We start from the raw sequence: 12,989 nt of genomic DNA on the forward strand, positions 1-12,989 counted from the left end.
CTATTTGCCCTCAGACGACGTCGCAACCTGCAGGTTATTCGTCACGCTGAACACCCCGGGAACGCCGCGCGCCCGGATGTTCGCAGCATCCTTATCCGCCTCGCGGTCAACCACACCGGTCAGCGTCACATTGCCATTCACCACGGTGATCCGGATCGGCTTGGCGGGGTCGATCGCGTAGCGCTGCAGCGAAGGAAAGCCGTAAACAGCGCGTGCCGTCTCCAGTCGAATACGATCGTCATTCGGTGACAGCGGCGCGACCTCGATGTTGTCGATCACATCCCGCACGCCCGGATAATGCTCGACCAGCGACAACGCCGAATCCTTGTCATAGGGTCCATATGCCACGCCACCCAGCGTGACCACGCCGCGCTGCACACCAATCGTGAAGCTATTGAACGCCGTGGTGCCATAGCCCACGCGGTCATATGCCAGCTTTTCTGCCAGTTTGTCACGTAATACGGTGTCCGCCACCTCGCCAACCTGCACGTTGATCAGGTTCCGAACGGCGATCACGCCCTTCTTATGGTGGATCTTATGTTCGGCGTCTTCCTTGGTCGCATACACATCCACGTTGCCGCTCAGCGTCACGATGCCATTCTTCACGGTCATGTGAACGTCGGCAAAGCGCTTGCCATCCAGCGTCTTTTGCACTTCAGCCTGCACCTGCGCATCGGGAACCTTCTCCTGCGCGCGCATCGGCAATGCGGGACCAGCGAGTACAACGGCAAGCGCCGCAAACGAAAACTTCTTCCAAATGTTGTTGCTCACGCGTTCTCCCTGTTCCGGGCAGACTCGTCGACAAATGCCGTTCGATCGCCCGGAGATGTTAGTTCAAGCAGTCGGCAGAAAGATAGCAGAAGCGGCTGCTGTGCGTTGATCGCCAGCAGCCACTTTGCCTGAAGAGTTCAATGATCCGCGCAAAGAGACGGCCGGCGCAGGCATCGGCCACTACTTATAGCGCTTACGAATCTTGTACACCATCGAGAACACACCGTTTTCATCACGCGTCGCAACAATCGACTTGTTCGCGCTCAGTTGATACTGCAACTGAATCAATTGCTGCGCGGACGAGTTCACGTTCGTAGCAAACGTAACGGTCACCTGCCGGGTCAACTGCTGTTCGACAGTGATACGCGCGGATGATGTTCCAAGCGTACCCACGTAGGCAGGATCGATCTTCACCTTACCCGCGCCGCCGAAGAGCTTGTTCACACGGTTTGAGACGGTCGCATTCAATGCGCCACCCAGTAGCGCGTTCGTGGTCGGATCCTGACCCTGCTGCTGCAGCTGCTGCGTGTTCAACGCCGCCTCTTCCTGCGTACGGCCCAGCGCCAGCAGGTTGAAGATATCGGCCTGCGACAGTGGCGGCTCCGAGCGGTAGGTCAGCTTGAAGTTCTTCGACGTACCGTGAACGCCAATCGTGACGTCGTAGTTCTCCACGCGAGCCGTCGCATCCAGGTCAATGACCGGATCGATGCGGATCGGGTTGTTGAAATAGATTTGTCCACGCTGCAACTGGTACTGCGTGCTGGCGAAGGTCGCGGAACCATCATTGATGATGACCTTGCCAAGGATCGTCGGTACCGCCGCTGTTCCGCGCACCGATAGATCGACCGTACCCGCAATACGCGCGTAGCTGTTCTGGAAGTCCAGCGCCGGCGACGACTGTACGCGGATATTCAGCCCGATCTTATTCAGCAGCGAATCCGGGTCTGGTGGCGGCGATACGTCGCCAGCACTGCCGGCAACCGAGGCGAAGTCAAACGTCTCCGCAAGCCCGAAGCGCGTGATCAACACATTACCGCTCACAGACGCTCCATCACCGGAACCCTGCAGGCGAACCGTAGCGTTCATCGTCGCGGACACGCCATAGTAGCGAACGCGCACCGCGGTCGCAGTCGCCGTCAGATCGGCAAACAAACCGTTGCGGAACTGCACGAACCCGCCAACCTTGATGCGTCCACCGCCAGAGGTAGCAGTGATGTTATCCATCACCAAGCGATCGTCCGTAAAGCTCGCAGTACCCGTAATGTTCGACAGTCCATTCGGGATCTGGTCATACGCCAGGTTCGTATTGCTGAAGATCACCTTGCCGCCAAGATTCGGCTTCGCCGTGGTGCCGGTCGCCGTCACGTCAAGATCGATCTTGCCGGATGCGATGATCTGCGGATTCAGACGGTGCGCAATCGCGACATCCAGCGTACCGGTAGCCTGCGCGTTGATGGCACCACCCTGCGCCGGCAACGGCTTGCCATCCTGCGAGAACACCTGCACCGTACCTGACGCCTTTAGGTCAGTGTCTGGCCCCGTAATGTGCAGGTTCTCTAGACGTACGACACCGCTGTTCAGCGTGGCACGAACCGGCTCAGCCGATGCAAACTCAAGCCCCTGTGCCTTCACGCGCAACGGGTTCACGACGAGCGAGCCACTGAGCATCGCCGGCTTCTTCGCAGGACCGGTGACGTTCAGTTCGCCGGCGATAACCGAACTGGCGTCGAAGGTGGACCCCGTCAGTTGCAGCACGGGCGCAATGTCCAGATTGCTGAACGTCGCATGTGCCGTCATCGGATAGTCGCCAGCCAGTTGCACCTGGCCGTTGACATCCAGCTTGGCGGACAACAGGTCGCTATGCGCAGTCAGGAAGACGTTGTCGCGCTCGCTGTGTACATCCGCCGTCAACTGTCCGACTGCCTGCTTGTCATACGTGGCGCCAGCCAGCACCAGGTGCGCCTTCAGCCCTGGCTGCTCGACTGTTCCGTCAGCGTCTGCATTGAAGGTCAGAACACCATCAATCGGCGTTCCGGATTTCTTCACGGCGAGCAGGTTCGAAAGACGAACATCATTGCCCTGCAGGTGCGCGTGCAGATGCTTCGATGTCAGGTTGTAGCCGCCGTTGCCGGTGACCTCAACACCCTGCCCCTTCACATCCAGAGAGGTCGCAGTGATCTCCTGGCCGCGCACAAGAACATTCGCAGTAACAGCGTCGAACGGCTGGTCATAAGCCACGCCATTACGAAGCGAGAGAACACCGTCACCGGCCAGATTTCCGAAGGTACCGTTGACATTCGCGTTGACATTGACGATGCCGGAAACCGGCACCGCGCCCTGGCCCGCGATCTCAAGCACATCGTGGATCTGCGCCTCGGCGAGACCGACCTTCATGTTCACTTCGGCGTAATCGTCGAACTCGTAAGACACCACACCACGCTTCACGACGCGGTGCGGCTTCACGCCACCTGACACGTTCAGCACGGCGGTTCCACGGTGGATCGTAGAACTGGCAACGGTAACGCCAGCCGCGGTGTACTCAGCATCGGCCACAATCGAATCGATTGCAATATCGCCGGCACTGCCCAGGTGAGCCTGCAACTGGTTTGCCTGCAGATGCCCCTTAACGTCAATGTTCTTGATGGGACCAGATGCCGTGCCCTGGAAGTGCGCATCGCCATGCAGCACCACAGGAAGCGCAGCACTGCCCTTCTTACCGTTGTTCTGATAGCCGACCGCGTTCAGGACCGAGTCAAACTCGCTCAGGTCGCGGAAGTCAGCAATCAGGTTCAGCTTCGTCAGCGCATCGCCGGTTCCAACGCCCAGCGTGCCGGTCGCCTGAAGATTGCTGGCGGGTGTGTGAAGCTCGGCCTTCTCAATCGCAACCGTTTCATTTGACCCGCGATAGGTCGCCTTCACCGTGCCATTCACAGGAATGTTCTGTGCAGCGCCGCGGCGCTTGATGCCCTGCGGCGACAACGTCAGATCGGCATTCGCAACCACCGAACTCGCAATATCACTCGCCGCACCACCCCACTCAACATGCACGGGTCCGTTCACCGCAGTGTCGATGCCGAGATCGTTGTAATGCACCGGCTCCGTAATCTCATTGATTGTCCGGAGAGAAATGTTTCCAAGACGGACATCGACATAAGCGTGCGCGCGACCGACCGAATCAATCGACAGGTCACCTGTCGCCGGGGCCTTCGCATTCGCAATCTTCGCCGTCGCATTCACGGTCTTCTGTCCCGCAACGATCGTGGCTGAAGTCTGTGCGGAGTCCGCAGGAACCTCTCCCAGCCAGTTGTGGATGCGCATGTCGCCCGCGACCGTACCACCAGCCGGCAGGTTCAATGCAATTGCATTGAAGAGCAGTTCCGTCGGTGAGACTCGCAGCGAGGCTCCGCCGTTTACATCGCGAACATTGACATACTCATCGCGATATCCAACCTGGTGCAGCTTCGCGTTTCCCGCAAGCAGGTAACCCTTCTCGCACTCGGGACTGGGTGGCAGTGCCTTGGTGCTGCCGGGGTTCTTCTCCGGATGACGGCGCTGCCAGAAACGTGGCTGCTTCTGTGCAACCTGTGGTGCAACCGCGCAGGAATGACCAGAGATATCAAGGTCCACCGTGCCCGCAGTAAGTCCCGGGAAGCCACTCAGTACCGAGATCTGCGGCACTTCGACATTACCCTTCAACGAAACATTCCAGACAGGATTGTCGAAGTTTTCAATGTGCGCGTTGCCATCCAGGTGCGACGACTTACCCGTGTCGAACGCGAAGCTCTGCAGGCTGATCAGCTTACGCCCAACCTCAGCCTTCACCGTCAGCCGCGACTGCGCTTCCGGCATCTGCTGCATCTTCGTGCGCAGATCGCTAATCCCGATGTCGATGCCATAGTGATCCAGTTTGGAGATATAACGAACGTTTACGCCAAGATCACGCGCAGCCAGGTCGAACGGGATTGCCTTGTCGTTCAGCAGTACGACGCCGCTCGCAAGCTCAACCTTCGAAGCCTGCAGATCAAGCAGCGTGTCCAGTACAGGTTCGGTGCTCGTGCTCTTCGTCTTCGGAACCGGCTGATTCGTGCTGCCATCTTTGTTGATGATCAGGTGGACCTGCGGCTTGTCCACGTGCAGCAGCGAAAGCGTAATGTACCGCATCGCGCCCTTGGAATCGGTCGCGTGCGAAAACAGACTCTTCAAAGTAATACGGACAAGAATGCGGTCCGCCGCAAGGTAAGGCGCCTGGTCCGGACCTTCGAGTCCATGGATCACAAGACCATCGGCCTCCACGGCCAGATGCATCAGGTTGAACTGCACCTTCGCCAAATCGACCTTGCCGCCGGTCGCATCTTCCAGCGTCGTGATAAGTGTCGACCGCACGCGATTCTGAAAGTCCTGCGTGGTCGAATAAAAACCAAGACCAACCACCAGCAGCACAACAAGCAGCGCCACGGAACCAACAGTCCACGCGACAATGCGTAGTGCGCGGTTCTTCTTCGGCGCAGTGGGTGTTGTCTCTTTCCGCTCGTCATTCGGCGGATTGTTTGCGTCCAGCAAAGCCATTAGGGCGCCTCAACACCTTTCTGCATCATGCGTACATGGCCGCTGTCGCGCAGGGTTTTAAGCCACTGGTCCAGCAGGCTGCTCACCTCTTGCTGCAACAGCACCTCTTCTATGCGATCGCGAACGGAGTCAAGCGGTGGCGCGGTCGCCTTCTGCTTTGCATACTCCGGCAGCATGGTGTTGTTGTAGAAGTCTTCGATCTGTTTGTCGGTGATGCGGACACCATTGCGGAATCGCTGCTCGATAAAATGCAGCACGCTCTCACGTTCACGCAACCGTTCCCGCAACTCTTCCTGCGTGAACCCAACCTTCGTCAGAAAGTCCTTCCAGCCTGCGTTGCTTGTACAGTCCGCATGTGCACAGGCAGGCAAATCCTTCCGAAGATCGGCCTCGTCCTTCTTGATTTGCTCGTCGGTCACCGGCGTCATCGGATAACCTGCCTGCTGCTGTTCAATCAACGAGCGATCGATCAAGCGTGTAATCGCCTGCTCACGCAGCGGCTTACTGCTGTCCGTGGAATAGGGGTACAGCTTCGTAAAGCGTTCCTCGACTTCGACATCGCTCTCAAGCACCAGATCACCGTTGACGATCGCGACGATACGGTCGACCACGTCACCGCGTTCCGCAGGCAGTTTGTTCGAATCAGCCTTCGCCTGTTCCTTGGTGGCAGGCTTGCCCTCTGCTGCAGACTTAGGCGCAACGGCCTGCCCATGCAGCGACAGCGCGCAAAGACCAAGAGCAGCAACAGTCGTAGCTGCACGGAAGGCATCGGCGATGAAGAATCGTTTGCGCATGGTTAGAAGCTCTGTCCGATGGAGAAGAAGAATTGGAAGCGACCACCCTGGCCCACGCGATGATTCGGCGTAGCCTGCGTGTAATCGTCGATGATGGGGTAGATGGGCGGGTTGAGGTTGTAAGCCGCATCCACGCGGATCGGACCAACCGGCGTGTTGTATCGTGCACCCAGACCAAGCGCATGCGAGAAGTAAGCAAAGTCGCAGGTTCCCACCGTCTTGAAGCCAGTCACCTGACGGCATGTCTGCTGATTCGGCTGCTGGAAGCGCGCAATCGACTTGAACATATCGCCTGGGTGCAGGAACACATTGCCCATGTCATGGAAGACCACGAACGACACGCTGTCACCCACGATCGGCAGCACCGGAGGCGGCATACGCAACTCCAGCGTGTTGACCAGAGCAGCCGATCCACCCACGGGGAAACCCGTCGTCAAATCGCGAGGTCCGGCCTGGTTGATACCAAAGCCACGATGCGATGTAGCGCCACCCGCATAAAGACGTTCCGGCAGCGGAATCGCATTGCACGACGCATTCGTCGTCAGCAGTACACCTTCGCAGCCAAAGATCCCCGCATTCGGGTTCGCGCCCGACTGTGTCTCGATGCCGAAGCGCGTGCTGCGAGCAAACGTGTACTTCCGCTTCTTACCCCACGAGTAGTAAGTGGAGAAGGTCGAGTCGATCTTATTGAAATTCGTCTGCGACCCAAACTTGCTGTTCGCCAGGAAGTCCGTCACTGAAAGATACATACCCTTCGTCGCGTCCAGCGGAGAAGGGCTGCGCGTGTCGTGGAACCACGTAAAGCCGGGACCACCCACACGCACCGGCTGCGAGAGCAACGGGATCAAATTCGCCGTGACCTGCAGGCTGTTCTGATCGACCGACACGCGGCGATAGGTGAAGTCGTAGATGAACGTATCCGTCTTCGGAACCTTTTGCGTCAGGCGGAACAGCCCCTGCAGCGTGCTCGCCTTGAAGGTCGAAATATTCTGGACATTCGAGTAGCCACCACTGAACTGCAGTGACAGATTTTTATGTCCAACAAACTTCGGAACGTTGTAAGTCGCAGTAGCGATTCGCTCCAGCAATCCATAAGTGCTGTGGAAGGTGATGGACTGGTCCGTACCGAACAGGTTGATACGTGTGACATCCGCAGACACGCGGAACGATGCGCCCGCGCGGCCTTCCGGTGTGCAACCGGAACCGGTTCCACCCAATGACTGCTGCGCGCGGCAATTTGTCTGCGGCGTCGAGAGCTGTGTTTCGAAGCCCGCGCCATACGTCACGTCCCAGCGCTTTGCCTCGCTCAACTGCACCAGCACATTCTTGCGGTCCGCAAGTCCCTCTGGGTTCTGCACGGCAACGTTGGCTTCGTTAAACAGCGCTAGATCGTAGTAGCGGCGCTGCATCTCAAGGATCGCCGACTCATCAAGCGGATCGCCCGGCTTCAACAGTAACTGATCGTTCACCAGCTTCGCCCGAACATGGTGCCGGCCAGAGATCAACACACGGTCCACCGCCACCTGCTCACCCTCGGTCACCAGGTAAGTAACGTCCGTGATCGTCGGGTCGTCCTTGTGCGGCGTCTGCCTTACTTCAACCTTCGCCTGGTCGAAGCCCTTCGATAAATACTGCTGCAGAATATTATCGCGATCGTTGGACACATTGGCCAGAGCAAATGGCTGGTTCTTCTCGGCAGTAATCAGCGCCTTCATCGCATCGACGCGCGCAGCATTCGCGCCAGTCATGGTTACTTCGCCAAACTTCTGCTGCACACCCTCATCTATCGTGATGTTCACCGTAATGGTCGCGACCTTCTTATCCTGCGCGCCCTTCACTTCCTTACTGGTGATCTTCACTTTATTGAAGCCGTTAGCACGATAGAGCGAGGTAATCGAGTCAACATCGTTCGCCAGCAGCACCGGCGAAAAGCGGCCATTGCGAACGTACGCGTCCGCCTTCACCACCTGCATGCGCTCTTTGATATTGTCCGTCTCGAAGTACTTGTTACCCGTGACGTTGACCGCAATCACCTTGTACTTCTTACCCGGTTCCGCGTGAAAGGTCACGGTCTCCGTCAGGTCACTGGGCGGCGGCAGCGGTGTGCCGTCGGCCGAATAAGACGGCGTATCCGGAACGCCTTGCACTTTTTGCGTAACCTCAGCGTCAAAGTAACCCTGTCGCTGCAGAAACTCGCGGATATTATGCGCGCCTTCATTCAGCAGGTCGTTATCTACCGCACTCTCTTCATAGATCGGCAGCAGTTTCTTCCGGCGCGCATTAGAAACCTTTGTACCTTCAATCGTCACCTTCACGATCGGTCCTTGATTGGCGCGGAAGGTGTAATCCAGCTGCTTGCGGTCCGAAGCGTATTCGCTCTTCTCCAGTGCGACCGCCGCCTCAAGCCGCTCCTTCTTCTGATAGAACTGCCGCAAATTCGTCAGCGCGTTGCCCGTTGTGTCGGTCGTGACCTTGTTCTTGCTCTTTAAGACGAACAGCGTCTTATTGACTTCCTTTAACTTGCCGCGCTTCCGGAACTCTTCGACACTGATGCCTGGGTCGCCGGTCAACGTAACTTTGCCCACCGTGGCCTTCACGCCCACGTTGATGGAATAGATGACGTCGACCTGCTTGCCATCGGGCAGGTGCTCCGTGGACGAGTGAATCAGCGGCTGATAATAACCGTTGCGTGCCAGCGTTTGCCGGATCCCGTCTTCGCCGTTCTTCACCTGCGTATTCGTGAATGGCAGTCCAGGCTGCAGCTGCGTGGAGGACTCCAGCAACGACATCAACCGCTCCACCTTCACGCCCTGAATACGCACACGACCAATAAAGAAGCGCGGTCGGCCGTCGAACGTCAACGTCACGCCGCCATCCGGCCCCGTGGAGCTGCGCACCTGGATGTCTCGATACAGCCCGGTCAAAAATAACCGGCGCGTCGCCGCACGAATCTTCGCAGGGTCCAGCGTGTCGCCCGGCTTCAGGCCAAGCTCACCCGGCAGCGGATCGCCCTCGGCGTACTCCACTCCATCAAAATTGATCGCCGTCAGCTTGCGTCCGCGCAGTGCGAACAGGCCGGAAGTGGCACTATCAGCCACCTGGGCAGCTTTTACCGCCTGCTGTTCTGCATCCGTTTGCGCCACAACGCCGGATGTAGCCCCTGCCGTGCTGACACCGCTGCCAACCGAGCCTGCAGCACCCGTCAGCGAACCCTTTGCCTCGCCCGTCGCGGGCGCAGCAGGGGTGGTGCTCTGCGTGGTGGGCGTTGCAGATGCGGGCGTGTTCGCTCCGCTGGACGGTTGCCCGTTCGGCTCCTGTGCGTGCGCCAGCGCCGTTGTGCATGCGATTGCGGCGGCCAGCATCACCCTGCTACCCATCCGCATCAACTGTGCGCGTCCACTCTTCCCCTGTATCTTATGTTTCCGTGACGCCAACGTCGTCTGCCCCTGCCTGTTTATGCCCGCAAAGATCGCCGGCGGATTCTGTCACGCGGGGGTTGGACGAAAGCGTAAGTCCAGACTTGGCCCCAGGGCACCTTGGTATGAAGCGGTTGGATGCGCAAAACGCGCGCCGGGTTCGCTAGCCGTTCCGCGCCGCCGCTAACTCCCCACCCTCGTACACTTATGAGGGTTCAGGAGTAGGCATGAGCATTGATGCTATCGAAAATGCGCGCGGTAATGCCGCAGCAATGGGCTCGTCCTCGCTCGATGACCGGTATTCGCGCCAGCGTCTCTTCCCTCCCATCGGGACCAATGGCCAGCAAAGGCTGGCGGCCTCGCACGCAATCCTCGTCGGCTGCGGCGCCACCGGCGCCGCCTCGGCCGGCCTGCTCGCGCGTGCCGGCGTCGGCCATCTGACCATCATTGACCGCGATTTTGTCGAGCCATCCAACCTGCAACGACAGATGCTCTTCACCGAGGAAGATGCACGCGAAGCACTCCCCAAGGCCGAAGCCGCGCGGCGCCGCCTGCTCACTATCAATAGCGAAGTCACCGTAACCGCGCACATCGCCGACCTCACGCCCGCCAACGCGCGTGTCCTGCTCGCCGACGCAGACATCATCCTGGACGCAACCGACAACTTCGAGACGCGCTATCTCCTGAACGACCTCGCGGTCGAGACAGGCACGCCATGGATCTACGCCGCGGCCATCGGCTCCTACGCCGCCACCATGAACATCCTTCCCTCCGGCGACCATCGCACCGCATGCCTCGCCTGCATCTTTCCAGAGCCCCCGGGCGGCACTGTCGAAACCTGCGACACCGCCGGCATCTTAAACACCGCCGTCAATGTCGCCGCCTCCCTGCAAAGCACTGAGGCGATCAAACTTCTCACCGGTCAGCCCTCAGCCATGCGTCGAACGCTGCTCTCCATGGACCTCTGGACAGGCGAGCACTCAGAGATCTCCACCGCAAAGCCCCGATCCACCTGCAGCGTCTGCGGCCAGCGCGAATTTCGCCACCTCGCCGGTGAAGGCAGGCCGCACATCACCATGTGCGGGCGCAACTCCGTCCAGATCCATGAGCACAACCGGCCTGTTGACTTCGCGTCACTCGCAGACCGCCTCCGCCCACTGGGAGAAGTCCGCTGGAACAGCATGATGTTGCGCTTCACCTACAGCGAATACACCCTGTCCGTCTTCGCGGACGGCCGCACCGTCGTCCAGGGCACGGACCAGGTACCGCGGGCGCGCGCGCTCTACGCCCGGTTCATCGGCAGCTGAGCACACGCCAACGCCGGGTACCCGACGCCTGGAGAAGATTTATTCCTGGTGTGGACAAAAGTTATGTCAGACAGACAACCTTCGCCCTGGCAAATTCCCTCCCATTGGTGCATAACGACACTGCGAAACTACCGCAGACTGCTGTCCTGTATTCTTGTGGATAGCCTGCGGTCTTTCTTGGAAAGACGACGCGCCATACCGGTGCGTCAGACCGGAGTGCTATGGAACTTCAGGGCTACGGAATGACACAGAACAACACGACGCCGCCCGCTGGTCACTTCAAACGGAATCCTCCGATTGCAGGTGAAGCGGACGCGCTGGAGCGCGCGAAGAACGGCGATCCAGACGCATTTTCGAAGCTCTACGCATTGCATAAGCGCCGCGTCTATACGCTGTGCCTCCGCATGCTTGGCAATGTCTCTGAGGCAGAGGACATGACGCAGGAAGCCTTCCTGCACCTCTACCGCAAGCTTGGCTCCTTCCGTGGCGAGAGTGCCTTCTCCACCTGGCTGCACCGTCTCACGGTGAACCTGGTCTTGATGCATCTCCGCAAGAAGGGCCTGCAACTGGTCTCTCTCGAAGAGACCATCAACCCTTCGGAAGAAGACGCACCAAAGCGAGACTTCGGGTCGCGCGATCCACGTCTCTCCGGTTCAGTCGACCGCGTTGCTCTCGAACGAGCTGTCGCAACGCTGCCTCCGGGCTATCGCCTGGTCTTCGTGCTTCACGACGTCGAAGGGTACGAACATAACGAGATTGCCGGCATGCTTGAATGCTCGACCGGCAACAGCAAATCTCAGTTGCATAAAGCGCGACTGAAATTGCGGGAAATTCTGCGGCAGAACGAACAAGCCGCCTTGGTGGAGTCGAAATAATGCCGGACAGAGAAGAAAAGCGTTGGACCTGCGCAGAGTTCGAAAAGGAACTGCCAGAACTCTTTGAGCGCGCCGACGGTGGCAAGCTGAGCGCTGACCCGCGCTTCGCCGAAATCCTGCGCGACTGCCCCCAGGCCGCCGAACTCGTACGCGATCTCGAATACATCGCAGAGACTGCACGCATGTTGATGGAGCCGGAAGGCGAAGTCCCAAGCCAGGACCTGTGGGCAAAGATCGAACGCGAAATCGAGATCACACCCAAAGACGACATCGTTCAGTAAGGCTCTCGAACAATCCGAAAAGGCGGGCCCTGGGGCCCGCCTTTTCTTGCTTGCCACAGCCGCCGAGACCGGTGTAAGCTCTCGCACAGAGATGTCGCAGACCTTCCAGACCGTTTGCTTTACCTACCGCTACTGGTATCCAGTGGCGGCGACGGCGTTTCCTGCGAACTTTACGCTCTAAGTAACAGCGCAAAGAACACTCGATCCTCCTGAGCCGCGTCCCCCTAAGGGCGCGGCTTTTTACTGTCCAACCGCCCCACAAACCGGCTTCACCTGAGACCATCATGACGAGCATGCTTGCCGAACCCACCACCGACAACATCACCCCCACCGCGCCCCTCTCCGCCGACCGCATCGTGCTGACCGGCTTCATGGGCGCGGGCAAGAGCACCGTTGGACGCCTGCTCGCAGCAGAACTCGGCTGGCAGTTCGCCGATGTCGATGCCGAAGTGGAAGAGCGCTACGGTTCGACCATCGCGCAGATGTTCTCGGCTCTCGGCGAGGCGGAGTTCCGCCGGCGTGAATCAGCCGTCATCGCCCGCGCTCTCGGTCGCGGCAACGTCGTCATCGCCCTCGGCGGCGGAGCACCCGAGACCCTGACCAACCGCTTGCTGCTGGAACAGACCACACGCACCGCAGTCGTATTCCTCGATGCGCCGTTCGAAATCCTCTTCGACCGCTGCGTCCTGCAGGAAGGCGCAGCAGTCCGCCCGCTGCTCATGGACGCCGACGCCGCAGCACAGCGCTTTCGCCAGCGCGCCCCGATCTACCGCCGCTGCGCAAAGCATCACGTCAGCACGGCCGATCAGCATCCACAAGAGACAGTCACAGCAGTGCTCCGGCTCCTGCGCGCCTGACTTGGGGACTACGCTCAACATCCAGAAGCACCTTGAACAGCGCTCTCGAAACGCCACTGTTCAACCTTTCGACTGAACGAACAGTAAATCGAAAGATAGGATCAACGGCTTTTGTTTGTCGT

The 12,989-nt window shown here is 59.1% G+C and carries 8 protein-coding genes; 4 read left to right on the forward strand and 4 right to left on the reverse strand.

The features are described 5' to 3' along the window. The 4 genes from TERRO_RS15895 to TERRO_RS15910 all read right to left on the reverse strand — a co-directional run bounded on the left by TERRO_RS15895 (position 1) and on the right by TERRO_RS15910 (position 9,493). Positions 1 to 771 (reverse strand): BON domain-containing protein, encoded by a 771-nt coding sequence (locus tag TERRO_RS15895; RefSeq protein ID WP_014786715.1) that lies wholly within the window; start codon positions 769 to 771, stop codon positions 1 to 3. Between the two features lie 180 nt (positions 772 to 951). Further along, positions 952 to 5,337 (reverse strand): translocation/assembly module TamB domain-containing protein, encoded by a 4,386-nt coding sequence (locus tag TERRO_RS15900; protein WP_014786716.1) that lies wholly within the window; start codon positions 5,335 to 5,337, stop codon positions 952 to 954. Further along, positions 5,337 to 6,131 carry a peptidylprolyl isomerase gene (locus TERRO_RS15905; protein WP_014786717.1) on the reverse strand — a complete coding sequence of 265 codons (795 nt, stop codon included), beginning with the start codon at positions 6,129 to 6,131 and terminating at the stop codon, positions 5,337 to 5,339. The genes TERRO_RS15900 and TERRO_RS15905 overlap by 1 nt, the downstream gene beginning before the upstream one ends. Before the next feature lie 2 nt (positions 6,132 to 6,133). Next, the gene (locus tag TERRO_RS15910; protein WP_014786718.1) at positions 6,134 to 9,493 is read right to left on the reverse strand and encodes a POTRA domain-containing protein; all 3,360 of its coding nucleotides are present in this window, start codon (positions 9,491 to 9,493) and stop codon (positions 6,134 to 6,136) included. A 281-nt stretch (positions 9,494 to 9,774) separates the two neighbouring features. Between TERRO_RS15910 and TERRO_RS15915 the strand changes: the two genes are divergently transcribed. The 4 genes from TERRO_RS15915 (at position 9,775) to TERRO_RS15930 (ending at position 12,867) form a co-directional block, all read left to right on the forward strand. Beyond that, positions 9,775 to 10,854, forward strand: a complete 1,080-nt coding sequence (locus TERRO_RS15915) for a ThiF family adenylyltransferase (protein WP_014786719.1) — start codon at positions 9,775 to 9,777, stop codon at positions 10,852 to 10,854. 221 nt (positions 10,855 to 11,075) lie between these two features. Beyond that, complete coding sequence (locus TERRO_RS15920; RefSeq protein WP_014786720.1) at positions 11,076 to 11,729, forward strand: RNA polymerase sigma factor; 654 nt, start codon at positions 11,076 to 11,078, stop codon at positions 11,727 to 11,729. Continuing rightward, complete coding sequence (locus tag TERRO_RS15925) at positions 11,729 to 12,010, forward strand: hypothetical protein (RefSeq protein ID WP_014786721.1); 282 nt, start codon at positions 11,729 to 11,731, stop codon at positions 12,008 to 12,010. The genes TERRO_RS15920 and TERRO_RS15925 overlap by 1 nt, the downstream gene beginning before the upstream one ends. 284 nt (positions 12,011 to 12,294) lie before the next feature. Beyond that, positions 12,295 to 12,867, forward strand: coding sequence for a shikimate kinase (locus TERRO_RS15930; protein ID WP_014786722.1), 573 nt, complete (start codon positions 12,295 to 12,297; stop codon positions 12,865 to 12,867). Positions 12,868 to 12,989: the final 122 nt, after the last annotated feature.

Origin of the sequence: Terriglobus roseus DSM 18391 (genome assembly GCF_000265425.1) — a bacterium.
Classification (GTDB): domain Bacteria; phylum Acidobacteriota; class Terriglobia; order Terriglobales; family Acidobacteriaceae; genus Terriglobus; species Terriglobus roseus.

Coding starts and splice junctions, on each gene's coding strand:
- TERRO_RS15925 (WP_014786721.1), top strand. CDS start 11,729: ATGCCGGACAGAGAAGAAAAGCGTTGGACCTGCGCAGAGTTCGAAAAG.
- TERRO_RS15920 (WP_014786720.1), top strand. CDS start 11,076: ATGGAACTTCAGGGCTACGGAATGACACAGAACAACACGACGCCGCCC.
- TERRO_RS15905 (WP_014786717.1), bottom strand. CDS start 6,131: ATGCGCAAACGATTCTTCATCGCCGATGCCTTCCGTGCAGCTACGACT.
- TERRO_RS15900 (WP_014786716.1), bottom strand. CDS start 5,337: ATGGCTTTGCTGGACGCAAACAATCCGCCGAATGACGAGCGGAAAGAG.
- TERRO_RS15915 (WP_014786719.1), top strand. CDS start 9,775: ATGAGCATTGATGCTATCGAAAATGCGCGCGGTAATGCCGCAGCAATG.
- TERRO_RS15910 (WP_014786718.1), bottom strand. CDS start 9,493: ATGCTGGCCGCCGCAATCGCATGCACAACGGCGCTGGCGCACGCACAG.
- TERRO_RS15930 (WP_014786722.1), top strand. CDS start 12,295: ATGACGAGCATGCTTGCCGAACCCACCACCGACAACATCACCCCCACC.